The 17771-nt window shown below is 59.8% G+C and carries 19 protein-coding genes, 1 tRNA gene and 1 pseudogene; 11 read left to right on the top strand and 10 right to left on the bottom strand.

The genetic code is table 11. The annotated features are described in order from the left end of the window. Positions 1-788 (top strand): amino acid permease (locus ACQKP2_RS27615; RefSeq protein ID WP_427581181.1); only part of this gene is annotated, 788 nt, incomplete at its 5' end. A 77-nt stretch (positions 789-865) separates the two neighbouring features. Here ACQKP2_RS27615 and vapC read toward each other — a convergent pair. The 5 genes from vapC to ACQKP2_RS27590 form a co-directional block, all read right to left on the bottom strand. After that, positions 866-1273, bottom strand: a complete 408-nt coding sequence (gene vapC, locus ACQKP2_RS27610) for a type II toxin-antitoxin system tRNA(fMet)-specific endonuclease VapC (protein ID WP_427581179.1) — start codon at positions 1271-1273, stop codon at positions 866-868. Further along, a complete protein-coding gene (gene vapB / locus ACQKP2_RS27605; protein ID WP_427581177.1) occupies positions 1273-1503 on the bottom strand; it encodes a type II toxin-antitoxin system VapB family antitoxin in 231 nt (76 codons plus the stop codon). Before vapB ends, vapC begins: the two co-directional genes overlap by 1 nt. Positions 1504-1674: 171 nt before the next feature. Beyond that, positions 1675-2127, bottom strand: coding sequence for a hypothetical protein (locus ACQKP2_RS27600; protein WP_427581175.1), 453 nt, complete (start codon positions 2125-2127; stop codon positions 1675-1677). A 6-nt stretch (positions 2128-2133) separates the two neighbouring features. Continuing rightward, on the bottom strand, positions 2134-2550 hold the full coding sequence (locus tag ACQKP2_RS27595) for a hypothetical protein (protein ID WP_427581173.1): 417 nt from the start codon (positions 2548-2550) through the stop codon (positions 2134-2136). A gap of 13 nt (positions 2551-2563) precedes the next feature. Then, the gene (locus ACQKP2_RS27590; protein ID WP_427581171.1) at positions 2564-3553 is read right to left on the bottom strand and encodes an alpha/beta hydrolase family protein; all 990 of its coding nucleotides are present in this window, start codon (positions 3551-3553) and stop codon (positions 2564-2566) included. Between the two features lie 209 nt (positions 3554-3762). Here ACQKP2_RS27590 and ACQKP2_RS27585 point away from each other — a divergent pair, with 209 nt between their 5' ends. From ACQKP2_RS27585 to ACQKP2_RS27560, 6 genes and pseudogenes are all read left to right on the top strand, one after another. Then, entirely contained in the window at positions 3763-4212 is a 450-nt protein-coding gene (locus ACQKP2_RS27585) for a carboxypeptidase regulatory-like domain-containing protein (protein WP_427581169.1), read from the top strand. Between the two features lie 179 nt (positions 4213-4391). Beyond that, positions 4392-4886 (top strand): annotated as a pseudogene (locus ACQKP2_RS27580) (RNA polymerase sigma factor); the annotation flags it as partial. Positions 4887-4893: 7 nt separating this feature from the next. Further along, the gene (locus ACQKP2_RS27575; protein WP_427581167.1) at positions 4894-5853 is read left to right on the top strand and encodes a FecR family protein; all 960 of its coding nucleotides are present in this window, start codon (positions 4894-4896) and stop codon (positions 5851-5853) included. A gap of 121 nt (positions 5854-5974) precedes the next feature. Then, a complete protein-coding gene (locus ACQKP2_RS27570; protein ID WP_427581185.1) occupies positions 5975-8416 on the top strand; it encodes a TonB-dependent siderophore receptor in 2442 nt (813 codons plus the stop codon). 263 nt (positions 8417-8679) lie between these two features. Further along, positions 8680-8892, top strand: coding sequence for a hypothetical protein (locus ACQKP2_RS27565; protein ID WP_427581183.1), 213 nt, complete (start codon positions 8680-8682; stop codon positions 8890-8892). Between the two features lie 424 nt (positions 8893-9316). Next, positions 9317-9628, top strand: a complete 312-nt coding sequence (locus ACQKP2_RS27560) for a hypothetical protein (RefSeq protein ID WP_427581165.1) — start codon at positions 9317-9319, stop codon at positions 9626-9628. Between the two features lie 263 nt (positions 9629-9891). Here ACQKP2_RS27560 and ACQKP2_RS27555 read toward each other — a convergent pair. The 5 genes from ACQKP2_RS27555 to ACQKP2_RS27535 form a co-directional block, all read right to left on the bottom strand. Further along, positions 9892-9967, bottom strand: a tRNA-Phe gene (locus tag ACQKP2_RS27555). Between the two features lie 102 nt (positions 9968-10069). Then, positions 10070-10342 carry an oxidative damage protection protein gene (locus ACQKP2_RS27550; protein ID WP_427581163.1) on the bottom strand — a complete coding sequence of 91 codons (273 nt, stop codon included), beginning with the start codon at positions 10340-10342 and terminating at the stop codon, positions 10070-10072. After that, the gene (mutY, locus tag ACQKP2_RS27545) at positions 10339-11406 is read right to left on the bottom strand and encodes an A/G-specific adenine glycosylase (protein WP_427581161.1); all 1068 of its coding nucleotides are present in this window, start codon (positions 11404-11406) and stop codon (positions 10339-10341) included. The genes ACQKP2_RS27550 and mutY overlap by 4 nt, the downstream gene beginning before the upstream one ends. After that, the gene (locus ACQKP2_RS27540) at positions 11403-13637 is read right to left on the bottom strand and encodes an AsmA family protein (RefSeq protein WP_427581159.1); all 2235 of its coding nucleotides are present in this window, start codon (positions 13635-13637) and stop codon (positions 11403-11405) included. The genes mutY and ACQKP2_RS27540 overlap by 4 nt, the downstream gene beginning before the upstream one ends. Before the next feature lie 76 nt (positions 13638-13713). Next, positions 13714-14118 carry an acetyl-CoA sensor PanZ family protein gene (locus ACQKP2_RS27535; RefSeq protein ID WP_427581157.1) on the bottom strand — a complete coding sequence of 135 codons (405 nt, stop codon included), beginning with the start codon at positions 14116-14118 and terminating at the stop codon, positions 13714-13716. A 229-nt stretch (positions 14119-14347) separates the two neighbouring features. Here ACQKP2_RS27535 and ACQKP2_RS27530 point away from each other — a divergent pair, with 229 nt between their 5' ends. The 4 genes from ACQKP2_RS27530 to ACQKP2_RS27515 form a co-directional block, all read left to right on the top strand. Continuing rightward, on the top strand, positions 14348-16009 hold the full coding sequence (locus ACQKP2_RS27530) for an OFA family MFS transporter (RefSeq protein ID WP_427581155.1): 1662 nt from the start codon (positions 14348-14350) through the stop codon (positions 16007-16009). Between the two features lie 262 nt (positions 16010-16271). After that, positions 16272-16865, top strand: coding sequence for an imidazoleglycerol-phosphate dehydratase HisB (gene hisB, locus ACQKP2_RS27525; RefSeq protein ID WP_024778052.1), 594 nt, complete (start codon positions 16272-16274; stop codon positions 16863-16865). Next, positions 16865-17503, top strand: coding sequence for an imidazole glycerol phosphate synthase subunit HisH (gene hisH / locus ACQKP2_RS27520; RefSeq protein ID WP_427581153.1), 639 nt, complete (start codon positions 16865-16867; stop codon positions 17501-17503). Before hisB ends, hisH begins: the two co-directional genes overlap by 1 nt. Beyond that, a partial coding sequence (locus tag ACQKP2_RS27515; RefSeq protein ID WP_427581151.1) for a DUF2164 domain-containing protein occupies positions 17504-17771 on the top strand: 268 nt, incomplete at its 3' end.

Here is a 17771-nt window from a genome sequence, read left to right as displayed (position 1 = left end):
CGGTACTGGGCGCGATCCTGACCACCATGTTCTCCTTCATGGGTACCGAGATCGTGACCATCGCGGCCGCGGAATCGAAGAACCCTGGCAAGCAAATCTCCAAGGCCACCAATTCGGTGATCTGGCGTATCGGCCTGTTCTACCTCGTATCGATCTTCATCGTCGTGGCCCTGGTGCCATGGAACGACCCGGTCCTGGCCAGCCTCGGTTCCTACCAGACTGTGCTTGAGCGCATGGGCATCCCGAACGCCAAGATGATCGTCGACATCGTGGTACTGGTTGCCGTAACCAGCTGCCTGAACTCGGCGCTCTACACCTCGTCGCGCATGCTCTTCTCCCTGGGCAAGCGCGGTGATGCACCGGCCATGTCGACCCGTGTCAACAAGGCCGGCACGCCTTACTGGGCGGTCATGCTGTCCACTGCTGCAGCGTTCCTGTGCACATTCGCCAACTACGTGGCCCCGGCTGCGGTGTTCGAATTCCTGCTGGCCAGCTCCGGTGCCATCGCGCTGCTGGTGTACCTGGTGATCGCGATTTCGCAGCTGCGCATGCGCAAACAGCGTATGGCTCGCGGTGAGAAAATCGTCTTCAGCATGTGGCTGTTCCCGGGCCTGACCTATGCGGTGATCACCTTCATCGTCGCGGCCCTGACCATCATGCTGTTCCAGGAAGCCCACCGCGTGGAAATCATCGCAACCGGTCTGCTCAGCATCCTGGTGGTTGCAGCCGGTCTGCTGGTGGCACGCCGTCGCAAGCTGGAAAACGGTGGCGCGGCAGTTCTGAACTGATCCGCACCGCGTAATGCAAAACGGCCGCAGTCAGGGATGACATGCGGCCGTTTTTATTTGTGCTGATTGCAGTGTGTTCATTCGGCATGAACCCAGTCTTCTACGCGTAACCCCGGAACGCGTTCAAACTCTCGCAAATTGTTGGTCACCACGATAAACCCGCGTGAGCGTGCGTGTCCGGCAATCATCTGGTCGTAAGGGCCTATCGGGGTGCCGGCTTTTGCCAGTTCGGACCGAATCATTCCCGTATGCGCAGCTGCGTCATTGTCGAAGGGCAGGACTTCCAGGCGGGCGGCGAAGCCTTCGATGACGGCCAGGTTCCTTTCCGGGGCTGCCGATTTCTCCGCGCCGTAAATCAACTCCATCAGCGTCACGGCACTGATGCTCAGCTGGCCGTGATGCCGATTGAAGGCTTCTCGTACAACTTGTGGTTTGTTTTTGATGGTGAAGATGCAGATGTTGGTATCGAGCATGTATTTGATCATCAGAACGACTCGCGCTCCTGATCGGCAGGCTGTTCGCGCTCCGTCATAAAGTCTGCGGTAACACTTTCGCCATCGAACCAGCTGTCCCAGGCTTCGCCGGCGGGGGTGATGATGCGGGCTCTGCCGACGGCGACGACGTCGACGCGCTTTACATCATCGGGCATGGCGACAGCCTTGGGCAGGCGGACGGCCTGGCTTCGATTGCTCATGAAAAGGGTGGTTTGCTCCATGTTGTCCTCCCGCATGGGTGTTGATGCCATGGATTCAAAGGATAGGTTTCATGCGGGATATGTCAACGGGATATACACGGTGGCTGACGTAAGGGAATGGCCCGTTTCCGTGCAATAAAAACGGCCGCAGTCAGGGATGACATGCGGCCGTTTTTGTTTATGTCGCGAGACTTATTCGGCTTTTTCTTCCGGCGCGTCCTGGGACTCGCGGTAGACGTCCAGCGCGGCACTGAAGTCCTCGATGAACTGCGGGGTGCTCAGCCACGCCTGGGCGGCGTCGCGGTCCATGCCATCGGCCCACATGCGGTAATCGATCAGCATGTCGGCGGCCAGGTGGGTGGCGGCCATGCCTTCGTCGTCGGCGTTTTCCATGTCCAGCAGTTCGGGGTGGTCGACGATGATAAAGGCGAGGTTCGTCAGCAGCACCGAGAGCATTTCGCTGCGGCTGACGGCTTCGGCGTCACGCATTTTGCTGAACATCGCCAGGGTGTATTCCGGGATCGGTTCGGCAAGGTGGCCAGGGTCATTGTCCAGGTTCGCAGGATTTCTGCCGACCATGCGGATTTGTTTGGCTTTGGCTTTTGCGCGTTTGGCGCGTTTCTGTTGTTTGTTCAGGGAGGCCATGGGAACTCAGTTCGGTTTCTGTGGGTTTTGCGCGGCGATAGCGTCGGACGCCGCCACGTAGGCAGCCTGGAAGGCTGGGGATTCAATCCACGCCAGGGCGCCGGCCTCGTCGGTTTCAGCCGACCATTGGCGGTATTCGATCAGCGCGGCGAGGATGAAGTCCATCGCGCCTTCTTCGCCTTCCTGCTCGTACACCAGCTCCAGCAGCGGGTCTTCGAGGAAGGCCGTGCACATGGCTTGCAGGCTGATTTTTTCGGCGTCGATCATTTTCTTGAACAGTTCGGTCAGGTCCACCGATTCGAAATCGATGCGATCGTCGTTCGGGTCCAGTTCGACCGGCGCGGCCGCGCGCTGGGTGCGGTTCTGCTTGGCTTTGGCCTTGGCGCGGGAGGCGCGTTTTTGCTGCTTGTTGGCGGAGGCCATGGGTGTCGTTCCGTTATTCGTTGAAAGGGCAACTGCGTGGGATGGTCCGCCCGGGCGTACCGGGGGCCAGCTCGCCGTTTTGCAGCCAGCGCAGTGCAATGGGCCATAGTGTGGCTTGGTATGCGCTGCGAAAAAAGGCGAAATGTCCGACGGCTTCTTCTGCGATGTCTTCTGGGGCGATGCGCAGATGCGTGTTGGTGCTGCCGGTAAAGTAGCCGAGCAAGCGCTCGATGGCCGGGATTGTACCGTAGGGGTCGTCGCTGATGCTGATTGCCAGGGTTTTAGCCGTGACGGTGGCGAAAGGCAGTTGACCGACGGGCGCGTTGATCAGGCGGCCGCTGGGGCGCCTTTCGTAGCGCGGGGTGGGTGTACTCCAGTCACGCACCACACCGGCCGGCGTATCTTCCAGCCAGCCCAGGCGTTTGCCGGGAAAGTAACCGCATATCATCGTGATCAGCGGCATCAGCACATGCCATTTTGCGAACATCCGCCAGCGATGGGCCGGCGCGTAGTCGCGCCAGTAAGCGAACTGTGCGCCAACGGTTACCAGGCGCCGGACCAGATGCCCGGACGCCCCCAGCCCCGCGGCACAGCCGCCAAAGCTGTGGCCGACCACATTGATGGGCTGCCTCGGAAACTCGCGCTGCGCGCGCTGAAGCATCGCCTCGAAGTCCAGCGCGCCCCAGTCCGTCCATGAGGCCTGAAAGCCTTTGAGCGATGTCGGACGTGATTCGCCGATGCCGCGATAGTCATAGGTGATGACATCGAAGCCGTGGCCGAACAGATAGTCAGCAAAGCGAGCGTAATGTCGACAGCGAACCGAGGTGGCGGCGTTGATGATGACGACGGGGCGGGCGGCATCATGGTGGGTATGGCGCCAGGCGAAACCGCCGAGGATGAAGCCATCCGCGGCAGTCTGTTTGAAGGGCTGGGCCACCGCGTCTGTTGTCCGCGGCAACTCGATTTGGGTGGCAGCCAGCGATGGAGTGTCCTGCAAATTCATCGGCATCGGACCTTTGCGGGTAGCAGCCAACGATAGTCTTCATGTCGTTTATGAACAATCCGTCGGCATTCGTTCATGTGCCAGCGGCGAGCGCTGGCGTAGTACGTTTCGTACTCATGCCAAGTCCCAATCGATCTAAAACCCCTTCCTCCGGCCGCAAATCCAATGGATGTAACGATTGGGTTCTGTAGAGCCCGGGAGTCGCCATCATGAAGTACATCCATTCACTTATGCTGCCCATCGCCGCAGCCACGGCTCTGATGTTTCCTGCCGTATTGCCTGCTGCGAATCTTGAGCCTGTCGACAACTCTGGCGTGCAGGTACAGCAGCAGGAACAGAACGGCATCGCCTATCTGTCAGGCGGTATCGGCCAGGATGAGTCGAAGGCCATTCAGCAAACCACTGGCTATAACCTGCACATGACCTTCTCCGTAGGGACGGGGAATGAGTACATCCCCGATGTGACTGTGGTCATTCAGAAAGCCCAGGGGCAAACCGTGTTGACGCTCAACGACGCCGGCCCGCTGGTCTATGTGAAACTGCCAGCCGGTAAATACACCGTTGTTGCCACGCGTAATGGTGAGGTAAGGCGCGATGTGGCCGACATTGGCAGCGGCGCGGCCCGTTCACTGGTGTTCCATTGGAACTCTGCCAGTTAGATACCAAAAAACGAAAACGAGCCCTGAATGATGCGATTCGGGGCTTTTTCGGGGCGTCATGAAGTGTGGGACTGATCGCAGCGTTGAAAGTACAACGTGCAATGAAAGATACTGTTTCTCATTAACGCCCGTGAAAGGATCCCATTGGCTCGATAAAATCTCCCCGGACTCGCCTCTCGATGCCGCCAACGCCCAGCCTGTTGCTGAGTTTTCAAGAACACTACGATGATTTGCTGAGCTTTCTCACCCGCCGTATGAGCGACCGCCAGCGAGCCGCCGACGTAGCGCAGGAAACCTATCTGAAGCTGTTGAATGTCGATGAGTCGGTGGCGGTGCTCAACGACCGCAGTTTTATTTTTCGGGTCGCCGGTAACCTGGCGATCGACACCTTGCGGCGCGAGCAACGGCTTGGTGCCAGTGTCGGGGAAAGCCCGGAATATGCCGAAGCGGTCGATCCGGCGCCGCCACCGGAAGCCGTGTTTCTGGCCAAGGAGCGCCTGGGGATTCTCGATGATGCCCTGCAACAGTTATCGCCCAATGCGCGACAGGCCTTGCTGCTCAATCGCCTGGAAGGCTTGACCCAGGCGCAAATCGCCGTTGAACTGGGCGTCTCTGAAAGCATGGTGGCCAAGTACATCGGCCAGGCCTTGCGACACTGCCGCGACTGGTTGAAAAACAACCATGCGTGATCTTCCCCATTCCGGCGTCGACGACACCATGACCGATCTTTCGCAAAGCCTTGAAGACACTGCACTGGATTGGGTGGTGTTGCTCAACTCGGGCAAGGCAACCGCCGACGATCAGCGTGCCTACGAGCAATGGCGCGCCCTGAGCGCCGAACATCAAGTGATGGCCGATGAGGCCCAGGCGTTGTGGGCGATGCTCGGGCATACGCCTACGGCCAAACAGTTCAAGACTGCACCACCGGCTGCCAGTCGCGCGAAAACCTGGTGGCCGGCACTGGCCGCTTCGGTGGTTTTGGCGGTGGCCAGCCTGGCTGGATGGCAACAATGGCCGATGCTCGATTCTGATTATCACACCGGCGTAGGTCAGCAGCAGAGCGTGACGCTGGCCGATGGCAGCAAGATCATCCTCAACAGTTCCAGTGCCGTATCGGTTAATTATTCCGCCGATGCGCGCACCGTCATCCTGCGCGCCGGCGAGGCGTTGTTTGAGCCGGTCGCCGAAGCGCGACCGTTCGTGGTGCGCAGCGGCGAGGAGCAATTGCAGGCCGGCAACGGCGTGTTCAGTGTGCGTCGTGACGGTGACGCCCTGACGCTGGTGGTGAGTGCCGGTCAGGTGCAGCTCATAGGGGGGCATCAACCGATGCTGGTACAGGCAGACCAGCGTCTGGAGTTTCAGCCGGGCCAGCCGTTGCTTGCCCAGCAGAAGGTTGACGCTGCCAGTCTGACCGCCTGGCAGCGTGGCAAGCTGATTTTCAACGGACGCCCACTCGCAGAAGTAATCGGTGAGCTGGAGCGCTATCAGCACGGTCGTATCCTCATCTCCGATCGGGAGCTGGCGGCGCTGCCGGTCAGTGGTGTATTCGAGCTCAACGACCCTCAGGGCTCGCTCAAGACCCTGGAGCAACGCTATCCGCTGAAGGTCACTTACCTGCCATGGCTCGCGGTTTTGCACTGACCTGAAAATAATTTCACGAACGCACTGCAAGTTCCTTTCCGCCGAATCGTCGTAGTGAGACTGAGAAGAAACTCATTCTCATTGACGCATTCACTTGGGCGGGAAGAAAGACGTGAAAGGTATGTTCAAGCAGTCGGCACAGGCGCGCAGCAACCACGGCAAACACAGGGTTCGCCTGGCGCTGTTGGCCCAGGCAATCATGGCAGGTCTACTGGGGCCGGCGCTGGTACACGCACAGACGGACGCGACCCAAGCGGTCGATGCCCGGGAGCGCCAGGTGTCGTTGTCGTTGCCGACTCAGTCGCTGGATCAGTCCCTGACCGCTTTTGCCGACCAGGCGGACCTGCGTCTGCTGTACACCACCGCTGATGTCGAGGGCTTGCAGGCCGATGCCCTGCGAGGGCAATTCACTGTCGCCCAGGCCTTGCAGACGCTGTTGGCCGGCAGTGGCATGAACTGGGAGTTCAGCGACGCGCGTACGGTCATTCTGCGCCGTACCAAGGCACCGGCGGCCATGACCCTCAAACCGATTGAAGTCAGCGTCGCTTCGCGTACCAGCACCGCTATCAGCGAGATTCCCGGCACCGTGTGGGTGGTCGACCAGACGCAACTGCGCGAGCAACTGCAAACCGGCGTCAGCCTCAAGGAAGCCATCGGCAAGTTGGTGCCGGGCCTGGACCTTGCGCCTGAGGGGCGCACCAACTACGGCCAGAATATGCGCGGACGCAACGTGCTGGTGATGATCGATGGCGTCAGCCAGAACAGCTCCCGTGGCTTGTCGCGACAGTTCGACAGCATTTCGCCCTTCAACGTCGAGCGGGTCGAGGTGCTGTCCGGAGCCAATGCCATCTATGGCGGTGGCGCCACCGGCGGCATCATCAACATCGTCACCAAAAAAGGTACGCCAGGCCCGGCGCAATTTGAAACACAGCTGGGTGCCAGCAGTGGTTTCAACAACAGCGATGACCTGAGCACGCGTATCGCGCAGTCGGTCAGCGGAGGCAATGAGCGCATCAGTGGTCGCCTGGGTATATCCGGCGAGCAGAATCAGGCGTTCTATGATGGCAACGGCGACCAGATCTTCATCGACAACACTCAGACCGACCTGCAGTACAACCGCACCATCGACGTGATGGGCAGCCTGGGCATGCAGTTCAATGACGAGCAGAGCCTGGACTTGCTGGCGCAGTATTACGACTCCGGTAACACCGGCGATACCGGTATCTACTTTCCCCATCTGAATTACCAGAAGCCGTCGAACCTGGAGGATGCCGAACTGCGCGACGGTTATTCGACCGACCTCGATCCTCGCACCGAACGCCTGCTGCTCAATGCCAATTACCATCACAGCGATGTGCTGGGGCAGGACTTTTACCTGCAAGCGTCTTACCGCAAGGAGGACGACAACTTCTATCCGTTCCCTTACTACAACACTGCAAAGCCTGTTGGCGCCAAAGGTGTCTACTTCGCCGCTTCGCAACAGAACTTTGAAGTCAGCAGCCTCAAGGCGTTGTTCGCCAAGCAGTGGCAAACCTTCAAGTTCACCTACGGCGTGGATCTTGACCGCGAGCGCTTTAATGCCGAGCAGAGCACCTTCGATGAGCGCATTTCTTCGGCCAGCGGCGGCCTGGATCTGGATACCGTCAGCAAGGCGCCACGTTATCCGTCTTACCGCGTCGACGGGCTTTCCGGCTATGGCCAGCTCGACTGGTACGCGACCGACAACCTGACCGTCTCCGGTGGCGCACGGCGCCAGCAAATGGACGTCGACGTCGGCGACTTCAAAGGCGTCGCCGGCGGCAGCAACGACTACGCGGTCAACCTCTACAACCTGGGCACCATTTACGACTTCAAGAACGGGCATCAAGTGTGGATCAACTACGGTGAGGGTTTCGATCTGCCCGACCCGGCGAAGTTTTATGGCAAGCCTGGCCTCAGCGTCGCGGACAACCCGCTGGCGGGCATCAAGAGCCGTCAGGTGGAAACCGGCTGGCGCTACGCAGACAGCGACTGGGACGCGCAGGCGGCGCTGTATTACATCTGGTCGGACAAGGTCATCACCACCGACAGCGCCACGCTTACGATTGACGTAATCGACCAGAAGAGCCGTGATTACGGATTTGAAGGTGCGCTGACCCGGCATTTCCAGAGCGGCTGGGAAGTGGGCAGCACCCTGCACCTGGTGCGTTCGGAGGAAGAGGGCGCCGACGGTGACTGGATCAAGCGCGATGCGCGATACGCCTCGCTGTCGAAGTCCACGGCCTTTGTCGGCTGGAGGGGAGAGCGCAGCAGTGCACGCCTGCAGGGCAACCACGCCTTTACCCTGGAGGACGACGCAGACCACAAAATCAGCGGCTACACGACGTTCGATTTGTTGGGCAGCCGCGACACCGGCTTCGGCACGTTCAGCGCCGGTATCCAGAACCTGCTGGACAAGGAATACAGCACCGTCTGGGGGCAGCGCGCAACGCTGTTCTACTCGCCGACCTATGGCCCGGCTTACCTCTATGACTACCAGGGGCGTGGACGGACTTATACGCTGAGTTGGTCGATGGCTTATTGAGCGATCTGACGCTCAAGAGCTGAAACAAAAAAAGCCGCGATGCCTGTTAAAGGATCGCGGCTTTTTCGAGCAGCTCCAGCTCATCGAGCTTGGCGAGACTGTATGGTGCCGATTCGACGCCTGAAATTTCGGGTCGGCGTGTTTGCAAATCTCTTCGAGGCGATCAGCGGTTACGGTCTGGAAACTGGCGAGAAGGCATAATGGTATCAATGCCTTGGCACAATTTGCCTCCTCATCCCGCTGCTGCGAGCTCCCCTATTTTTATGAACATTGAAAGACGTTACTCGATCATCCTGGAACATAGCGCCGAGGTGCTGCTGGAAAACGCGCCCATGGAGCAGATAGAGGCATTTTGGGACGCCCACGATGCTCAATACTTCGGGTTGCGCATGGAAGGCGAGCACGGCGCGCATGTGCGGGTAATCGTTACGGATCAAGTCCCGGAGGAAGAAGAGGAAGAGGCTTGTTGTCTGTAGCGCAAGCTGGGGGCGCGATGCCTGGCGAATATCTATATCGTCACATCCCCCCAGTCCTCGTCATGCTCATCCTTGCCCAGAGGAGCGCTTCGCGTTCCTTGCCTGAGGCCGTACGCGGCAGGTAACTGCCCTTCCTGCCGCGCCCGGTATAACGGCTCCATCCGTTGCTGATTCATTAGTCCCTCCCTATACGCCTACACGGCCATCCCCGATCAGCTCGACATTCTCGTCTCCCAAACCACGAACCTTTCACGTTTCTCCGACAGGGGCCAGACAACTGGGCGCCTATTTTTGGGCGCTGTCACAGGTTGATACAGGGGAGGGCATGTAAGGCAGTCCTGAGAGCAGGGACTTGATGGAGAGCGTTGACGTAATCGCAATGACGTAAAGACGTACGGGTAATCCACTCAATCAGGAGGTATCGATGTCCATCGGCGCCGTATCAGCTTCAAATCCAGTGATCATCAACGGGCAAACTTCTGCCCAAAGTCAGCCCCAGGCGAAAGCGAATCCGGCCACGACCAGCGCCACAACCGCCAGCAATGTCGCAGCGGCACTGAAAGAAGCGACTGAGACTGCCGCGCAAACCGCTAAAGAGGCGGCGCATGGGGATCGTCAGGCACAGCGCTTGATGCAAAAGCAGCATCATCAACCCGTAACCCCGGCAGCACCGACGTCCGGCACTGTGAATGGTAATGGGCAGATAACCGGCGAGATCATTAACACCAAGGCGTAATCGCTCGGATGCACGGCAATAGGCTGGCGAATCCTGTGTGAGCAGGGTTCTCCAGTTGCGTCCTGGGTTGAAGGGCGGAAAGCGATTTTCGTCTGACGCTGCGTCCGTTCCGGAGAGGGCTGTTCTCGACCGAACGGATAGGCCATCCATTGCGCCCCTGTTTGGACCGTGGGACGTTCGAAAATCATAGGCAACAAAAAACCCGCACTAGGCGGGTTTCTTGGGGCTTTCAGATGGTTTAGACACCACCTGAAATTAATTAGTGGTGCCCAGAGACGGAATCGAACCGCCGACACGGGGATTTTCAATCCCCTGCTCTACCGACTGAGCTATCTGGGCAACGGGGCGCATTAAACGGGTTTTTCAGGGGGTCGTCAAGCAAGTTTTCAAAAAAATTTTAATTATTACCGTCGCTTACGTTCCGACCCCGGTAAATCGGGGTTATTCCGACGGCGGCACGTAGCCTTCAGCCTTGGCGTATTCCTCGCCGGAGAAGTACTTGTCCATCTCGCCCTGAAGATATTTGCGATCTTCACCGTTCATCATGTTCAGGCGTTTTTCGTTGATCAGCAGGGTCTGGTGTTTCTGCCAGTCAGCCCAGGCCTTGGCCGAGACGTGTTCGAAAATGTCCTGGCCCTTGGCGCCCGGATACGGTGGGCGCTCCAGGCCTGGCAGTTCTTCTTTGTACTTGCGGCACATCACGGTGCGGGTCATGACAACTCTCCTGCGTTCAATACGACGGCCGCGCGTTCGAGCAAGGTCTTGACCGGGGCGGCGAGGCCCAGGCGCGGCGGGGTGGCGAGGTTATACCAGAGCCAGTCGGCTTCGGCCACGTGGTGACCGGACGCCTGGACCTGGACCAGCCAGGGTTCGATGGACAGCTGGAAATGACTGAAGGTGTGGACCAGGCCGGGCAGAGCCTGTTGGCTGCCCAGTTCCAGCGAGTGCTGCGCTGCCAGATGTTGCAGGTCTTCGAGGTCGTCGAGTTCCGGCAGGCTCCACAGGCCGCCCCACAGGCCCGTGGACGGGCGCCGATAAAGCAGGATCGCGCCTTCGTCGTTGGCCAGCATCGGCATCAGCGTGCGTTTCTGCGGGATGGCTTTGCGCGGCTTGGGAATCGGGTAGCGGGTTTCCAGGCCAAGCATGTGCGCTTCGCAGCCCTTTTCCAGCGGGCAGAGCAGGCAGCTTGGTTTGCTGCGGGTACACAGCGTGGCGCCCAGATCCATCATCGCCTGGGTGTAGGCGTTGACCCGATCATGTGGCGTAAAGCGCTCAGCGGTCGCCCAGAGCTGTTTGGCGACCTTCGGCTCGCCGGGGTAGCCCTCTTGCGCGGTAAAGCGCGCCAGCACCCGTTTGACGTTGCCGTCGAGGATCGGTGCACGCAGCCCCATGCTGATGCTGGCAATGGCACCGGCGGTGGACAGGCCGATCCCGGGCAAGTCGGTGAGCTTTTCCACGTCCCTTGGAAACTCGCCACCGTACTGCTCGACAACAATCTTCGCGGTTTTCTGCAGATTGCGGGCGCGGGTGTAGTACCCCAGGCCCGTCCACAGGTGCAGCACTTCGTCTTCAGGCGCTGCGGCCAGGGCCTGGACCGTCGGCAGCGACGCCATGAAGCGGTCGAAGTAGTTCAGTACCGTGCTGACCTGGGTCTGTTGCAACATGATTTCCGACACCCAGACCCGATACGGGTTGATGTCCTGCTGCCAGGGCAAATCGTGGCGGCCGTGGCGGTCGAACCAGTCCAGCACCGCCGTTGAAAACTGCTCGGCTCTCATCGCTTGAACAGCCCCTTGAGTGCGTCTTTGAGTTCGGGACTGACCTTGTCGCCCAGCTTCTCGTCGATTTTTTCACCGATCCGTTCGCCAGCCAGTTTGCTGGCGACCTGACCCATGCGTTCGTTATCCACTCGGCAGGCCTTGGCGCCCAGCTCCAGCGGGCCACGGCAGCGCAATGGCCACTCGATGCCGACGAATTTCTCGCCCACCTGGCAGGCCGGGTCCGGCATATCGCTCTTGTCGCCTTCGACGATGATGCCGACGCGGTAGTCCATGCCCAGCACTCGCAGATCGACATCGCCGTCGCCATTGACGGTCAAGCCGGGGATGCGCACCTTCAGATCCGGGTTGCTGGCCACGCCGTTACGCAAACTCAGGTTGCCCTTGAGTTCCTGGAAGGGCGTGTCCTTGCCACGTGGTTCGCCGCTCAGGGTTTTGCGATTGAGCGTGGCGATGCCTTTGCACAGCTGCTGTTCAAGATTGGCATTGAGCAGCACACCGTTATTGATGACAAAACTGGCGTTGCCATTCAGGGTTTCGATCAACGCTTTCTGGCTGTTGCCGCTGCCGGTCAGGGTGCTGTTGAGCGTGACCAGGCCTTTGACCGGCGGATTCTTGCCCTGGCTTTCGAGGATTTTTTCAACCGGCACTCGGCTGATCTGCGTCTGCATGTTCAGCGCAGGTGTTTGCTGGCGCACATCGAGGGTGCCCTTGGCGTCGAAGCTGCCTTCGTAGAGGTCGCCGCGCAGGTTGGCCAGCGACAACAGACCGCCTTGGCCGGTGGCCTTGAGAACGGCGTTTTTGATCGGCAGTTTTTCCAGGGTCAATTGGCCGAAGGTCAGGTCGGCGTCCACATCCAGTTTGCTCAAGCGCTCCACCGGGAACAGGCGTTCGTTGCTCCAGGCTTCCTTGGTCGGTGCCGGCGGCAACGGTGTGCTGCCGGCACCCGCCATGGCATCGGCTTCGGTGCTGGCGACTTCGGCCTGTCGCACTTTCGTGGTGCTGCTGGCTTCGGCCGACTTGGGCGGCAGGTAGCGGTCGACATTGAAGGTGTCTGCCTTGAGGGTGGCGCGCAGGGATTGTTTGGCGAAGTCCTCGATGGCGATGCGACCGCTGAAAGTGCTCTCGTCGACTTTCAGGTTGATGTCGTCCAGCGTGAGGCTGGTCGGCGTACCCGCCAGGCGGGTGGCCAGTTCGACGTTGCTCAGGCTGCCTTCGGCCATGGCCGGCAGTTGCTGGCCGATGCTGTCGACGAATTTCGCCAGATCGAATTGGGCAATTGACAGCCCGCCGCTGACTTGCGGCGTCTTGTCGAGGTCGTTGACCTTCAGTTCGCCCAATGCGCGCAGCTGGTTGGCCGAGATCTTGATACCGGTCCACTCGGCGATGTTGGCCGCCTTGTCCAGCAGCAATTGCCCTTGGGCAGCGAAGGTTACTGTCTTGCCTTGCAGCGGATCGCCGGCGACTTCGCCGGACAACCTCATGTCTTCGAACTTGTAGCGTTGCAAGGCGCGTTCGTAGCGTAGCTCGCCGTTGAGTTCGGTACGAACCCGCAGAATCGGCTGGTTCGTGCCCAGGAATGCAGTGAGCTTGACCGGGATATTGGTGGAGTCATGCACCGGGCCGGTGCTCAGTTGAATGCTTTCGGCGCTGAATTGCCGACCGGTTTTCTCGTCGCTGTATTCAACGCGAGCGTTGTTGACGGTCAGGCTATCAATGTCCAGGCGCATCGGCTGGGCCGGTTTTTCGGCCTGGGCGGTGGTTTGTGGCTCGGGTTCGCCGCCGGTGGCGGGCGGTGTGCCGGCGGTGCTCAAGGTGGCCGGCGCCGGCACCTTGCCAATGTCTTGCCAGTTGCCGTGGCCGTCCTTGTCGCGGTTCAGGCGCAGGTTCAGGCCTTCGACGCGTACGTCACTCATCTGCACTTCCCGGCGCAGCAGCGGCAGTACGCGGACCGACAAGCCCAGCATCTGCAGGTCGGCGAAGGGCTCGGCGGGTTTGGCCAGGGTCGCCACGGCGGCGTCGTGCAATTCCAGGCCCAGCCACGGGAACAGGCTCCAGCCGATATCGCCATTGAGCGTGAGCTCGATATGGGCCTTGTCGCGGGCAATCTGGCGGATCTCGTCTTTGTAGTCGTTGGGATCGAAGAGGTGGGTCAGGGCAAAGCCCGCCGCCACAATGATCAGCAACAATCCGAGAAGTACCAGACCCAGGATTTTGCCGAACGCTTTCATGGGCGAGTCCTTTTTGAGTCGAATTCGAAATTTAGCCGAGGAGTATAGCGTCCCGAAACGGACGACCGGTCGGCGATCACTCCGACAGAACATCCAGGGGCACGTTCAATCTGGCCGCCAATGCTTGAGCCTCCAGGTGCCCGGCAGGAGCCAGCAGGCGCAGGGTGGCACCGGATTGCAGGGCCATGGCCTGAGCCTCTCGCACCAACCGCTCGGCGACACCACGACGTCGGGTCACTTTGCGCACGCACAGATGAGACAGGAGCCAGGCATCCGCCCGCCGTTGCAGGCGCGCCGCGCCCAGCAGTCGATCATTGAAACGCCCTGCAACCATTGTGCTCTCCAACAGGCAGGCTTCAATCAGCTGGGGCGCATCTGTAAAGGGTGAAAACAGCCATTGGGGGGCGTCCTGATAGATCTTGTGCAGATCCTGCTGATCCTGAGCGGTGGCTTCGTTCAGTCGTTCAACAACGATGGGCATGGAGGGCATCCTTCAGAGATAGGAGATCAGACAACATCGAAAAACGTGATATCAGTTTGGTTTTTCTGTCACGTGCAAATGGTAACCTTCGCCCGTTCGTCGGCACTTCTGCGACTTGATGTCGCACCAAAACAAAGCATTTCCCTGCAAAAGACAGTCATGCCTGCGTGCATCAAGGCTGAGGGAGAGGGCTGGTCGACGAATCATTCCAACAATTGGGGGATAAACAATGACCACGAGTATCGCGGCGGACGGCTATGCCGACCAGCCCTCGTTCCTGTCAAAGGAGCGCATTATCGCCAAACCCGGTTTCAACCGCTGGTTGGTGCCACCGGCCGCCCTGGCCATCCACCTCTGCATCGGCATGGCCTACGGTTTTTCGGTGTTCTGGCTGCCGCTGTCCAAGGCATTGGGCATCACCGCCCCGGTGGCTTGCGCGCCGGACATGAGCTTCATCGCTCAAGTCTTCTCTTCGCAATGCGATTGGCCGATCTCGATGCTCGGCTGGATCTACACCCTGTTTTTCATTTTTCTGGGCTGCTCGGCCGCTATCTGGGGTGGCTGGCTTGAACATGCCGGCCCGCGCAAGGCGGGTGTGGTGTCGGCACTGTGCTGGTGCGGCGGCCTGCTGATCTCAGCGCTGGGTGTCTACACCCACCAGATCTGGCTGATGTGGATCGGTTCGGGTGTCATTGGTGGTATCGGCCTGGGGCTGGGTTACATCTCGCCGGTGTCGACCCTGATCAAGTGGTTCCCGGACAAGCGTGGCATGGCCACGGGCATGGCCATCATGGGTTTCGGTGGTGGCGCGATGGTCGGTGCACCGCTGGCGGCAGCGTTGATGAGTCATTTCGCTTCGCCAACCAGCGTCGGCGTTTGGCAAAGCTTCCTCGTGATGGCTGCGATCTACTTCGTGTTCATGATCGGCGGTGCCCTGTCCTACCGCGTGCCACCAACGGGCTGGAAACCGGAAGGCTGGACCGCACCGGCGAAAAAAGCTTCCAACGCGATGATCACTCACCGTCACGTCCATGTGAACGTGGCCTGGAAAACCCCTCAGTTCCGTCTGGTGTGGCTGGTGCTGTGCCTGAACGTATCGGCGGGTATCGGCATTCTCGGCATGGCTTCGCCGCTGTTGCAGGAGGTGTTCGGCGGCAAGCTTTTGGGCAATGACCTGGCGTTCGGTCAACTGGACGCTTCGCAACTGGCCTCGATCGCCGCGATCGCCGCCGGCTTCACCGGTTTGCTGAGCCTGTTCAACATCGGTGGCCGTTTCTTCTGGGCATCGTTCTCGGATTACCTGGGTCGCAAAAACACTTACTTCGTTTTCTTCGCCCTGGGCTTTGCCCTGTATGCGTTGATCCCGAACATGGGGCACCTGGGCAATATCGCGCTGTTCGTGGCCGCGTTCTGCATCATCCTGTCGATGTACGGCGGTGGTTTCGCGACTGTCCCGGCGTATCTGGCGGACCTGTTCGGCACGCAAATGGTCGGTGCGATTCACGGTCGCCTGCTGACGGCATGGGCTGCCGCCGGTGTGCTCGGTCCGGTGCTGGTGAACTATCTGCGTGAGTATCAGCTGAGCATTGGCGTCGAACGTGCGGCGGCATACGACATCACCCTGTACATCCTCGCCGGCCTGCTGGTGCTGGGTTTCCTGTGCAACCTGCTGGTGCGCCCGGTGGCGGACAAGTACTTCATGAGCGACGCCGAACTGGCCGCCGAACAGGCGCTGGGCCATGACAAAGGCACTGACAGCAGCACCGTACTGGAGTGGAAAGCCGCGCCGGGCACCAAGCCGCTGGCGATCGCCGCCTGGCTCGTGGTGGGCATTCCGCTGGCGTGGGGCGTGTGGGTGACCCTGCAGAAAACGGCGGTGCTGTTCCATTAAGTAAAACGCGCTCCCCTGTAGGAGCGAGCATGTTCGCGATAGCGGCCTGACAGTCGACAAAGATGTTGAATGTTTGGGCCTCATCGCGAGCAGGCTCGCTCCTACAGTTGTTTTGGGGTGTCCGAAATAGCTTGTATGGACATGTCTATCCCCGGCCGCACGGGGTTCTGTCCGTCAGCCATATCACGTCTCGTGTTTCTGTTTCCCGCCCGCACCCCTATAATGGCTGCCTTTTTCGCCCAATGATTTTGCGGAGCTGGTGATGGCCGAACGTAAGGCGTCTGTCGAGCGCGACACTCTGGAAACCCAGATCAAAGCCTCGATCAACCTCGATGGCACCGGAAAGGCCCGATTCGATATCGGTGTTCCTTTTCTTGAGCACATGCTGGACCAGATCGCCCGTCACGGGTTGATCGACCTGGATATTGTCAGCAAGGGCGACCTGCATATCGATGACCACCACACCGTGGAAGACGTCGGTATCACCCTCGGCCAGGCCTTTACCCAGGCCATCGGCGACAAAAAAGGCATCCGCCGCTATGGCCATGCCTACGTGCCGCTCGATGAAGCGCTGTCGCGCGTGGTCATCGATTTCTCCGGCCGCCCTGGCCTGCAAATGCATGTTCCGTACACCCGCGCCACTGTCGGCGGCTTCGACGTTGACCTGTTCCAGGAGTTCTTCCAGGGCTTCGTCAACCACGCCAACGTCACCCTGCACATCGATAACCTGCGTGGCCACAACACCCACCACCAGATCGAAACCGTGTTCAAGGCTTTCGGTCGCGCGCTGCGCATGGCCGTCGAGCTCGATGACCGCATGGCCGGGCAAATGCCATCCACCAAGGGCGTTCTGTAATGCAGACAGTCGCGGTTATCGATTACGGCATGGGCAACCTGCACTCGGTGGCCAAGGCCCTCGAGCATGTCGGCGCCGGCAAGGTCCTGATCACCAGCGATGCCAACGTGATTCGCGAAGCCGACCGGGTGGTATTCCCCGGTGTCGGCGCGATTCGCGATTGCATGGCCGAGATTCGTCGCCTGGGCTTCGACTCGCTGGTGCGTGAAGTCAGCCAGGATCGTCCGTTCCTGGGCATTTGCGTAGGCATGCAAGCCTTGCTCGACACCAGCGAAGAAAACGACGGTGTCGATTGCATCGGCCTGTTCCCCGGCCAGGTGAAGTTCTTCGGCAAGGGCCTGCAGGAAGATGGCGAACACCTGAAAGTGCCGCACATGGGCTGGAACGAAGTGAAGCAGACGGTGAATCATCCGCTGTGGCATGACATTCCGGACATGGCGCGTTTCTACTTCGTACACAGCTACTACATCGCCGCCGCCAATGCGCGTCAGGTGGTGGGGAGCGGTCACTACGGTGTCGATTTCGCTGCAGCGCTGGCCGACGGCTCGCGTTTTGCCGTGCAGTTCCATCCGGAGAAAAGCCATACCCATGGCCTGCAGTTGCTGCAGAACTTCGCCGCGTGGGACGGTCGCTGGTAAATGGCTGTCAAGAAGTCCAAACCGCCGATCCTGACCCTCACTCCCGAGCAGGAGAGCGAGGCCAATCGCAAGATCCAGCGGTTCATGGAAGATCGCTTCGAGTTGGACCTGGGTTCGTTCGAAGCGGCGGAAATTCTTGAACTGTTTACCCGTGAAATTGCTCCGCACTATTACAACAGGGCGATTTTCGATGTGCAGACGCACCTCAAGGAGAGGTTCGAAAGCATTCGAAACCCCGCAGGACGAGTCCAAAGCCACCGTATTCGGC

Origin of the sequence: Pseudomonas sp. NPDC089569 (genome assembly GCF_050280625.1) — a bacterium.
Taxonomy (GTDB): domain Bacteria; phylum Pseudomonadota; class Gammaproteobacteria; order Pseudomonadales; family Pseudomonadaceae; genus Aquipseudomonas.
This window is presented reverse-complemented; position numbering and strand designations above follow the sequence as displayed.

Coding starts and splice junctions, on each gene's coding strand:
- vapC (WP_427581179.1), bottom strand. CDS start 1,273: ATGATCAAATACATGCTCGATACCAACATCTGCATCTTCACCATCAAA.
- vapB (WP_427581177.1), bottom strand. CDS start 1,503: ATGGAGCAAACCACCCTTTTCATGAGCAATCGAAGCCAGGCCGTCCGC.
- ACQKP2_RS27600 (WP_427581175.1), bottom strand. CDS start 2,127: ATGGCCTCCCTGAACAAACAACAGAAACGCGCCAAACGCGCAAAAGCC.
- ACQKP2_RS27595 (WP_427581173.1), bottom strand. CDS start 2,550: ATGGCCTCCGCCAACAAGCAGCAAAAACGCGCCTCCCGCGCCAAGGCC.
- ACQKP2_RS27590 (WP_427581171.1), bottom strand. CDS start 3,553: ATGAATTTGCAGGACACTCCATCGCTGGCTGCCACCCAAATCGAGTTG.
- ACQKP2_RS27585 (WP_427581169.1), top strand. CDS start 3,763: ATGAAGTACATCCATTCACTTATGCTGCCCATCGCCGCAGCCACGGCT.
- ACQKP2_RS27575 (WP_427581167.1), top strand. CDS start 4,894: ATGCGTGATCTTCCCCATTCCGGCGTCGACGACACCATGACCGATCTT.
- ACQKP2_RS27570 (WP_427581185.1), top strand. CDS start 5,975: ATGTTCAAGCAGTCGGCACAGGCGCGCAGCAACCACGGCAAACACAGG.
- ACQKP2_RS27565 (WP_427581183.1), top strand. CDS start 8,680: ATGAACATTGAAAGACGTTACTCGATCATCCTGGAACATAGCGCCGAG.
- ACQKP2_RS27560 (WP_427581165.1), top strand. CDS start 9,317: ATGTCCATCGGCGCCGTATCAGCTTCAAATCCAGTGATCATCAACGGG.
- ACQKP2_RS27550 (WP_427581163.1), bottom strand. CDS start 10,342: ATGACCCGCACCGTGATGTGCCGCAAGTACAAAGAAGAACTGCCAGGC.
- mutY (WP_427581161.1), bottom strand. CDS start 11,406: ATGAGAGCCGAGCAGTTTTCAACGGCGGTGCTGGACTGGTTCGACCGC.
- ACQKP2_RS27540 (WP_427581159.1), bottom strand. CDS start 13,637: ATGAAAGCGTTCGGCAAAATCCTGGGTCTGGTACTTCTCGGATTGTTG.
- ACQKP2_RS27535 (WP_427581157.1), bottom strand. CDS start 14,118: ATGCCCATCGTTGTTGAACGACTGAACGAAGCCACCGCTCAGGATCAG.
- ACQKP2_RS27530 (WP_427581155.1), top strand. CDS start 14,348: ATGACCACGAGTATCGCGGCGGACGGCTATGCCGACCAGCCCTCGTTC.
- hisB (WP_024778052.1), top strand. CDS start 16,272: ATGGCCGAACGTAAGGCGTCTGTCGAGCGCGACACTCTGGAAACCCAG.
- hisH (WP_427581153.1), top strand. CDS start 16,865: ATGCAGACAGTCGCGGTTATCGATTACGGCATGGGCAACCTGCACTCG.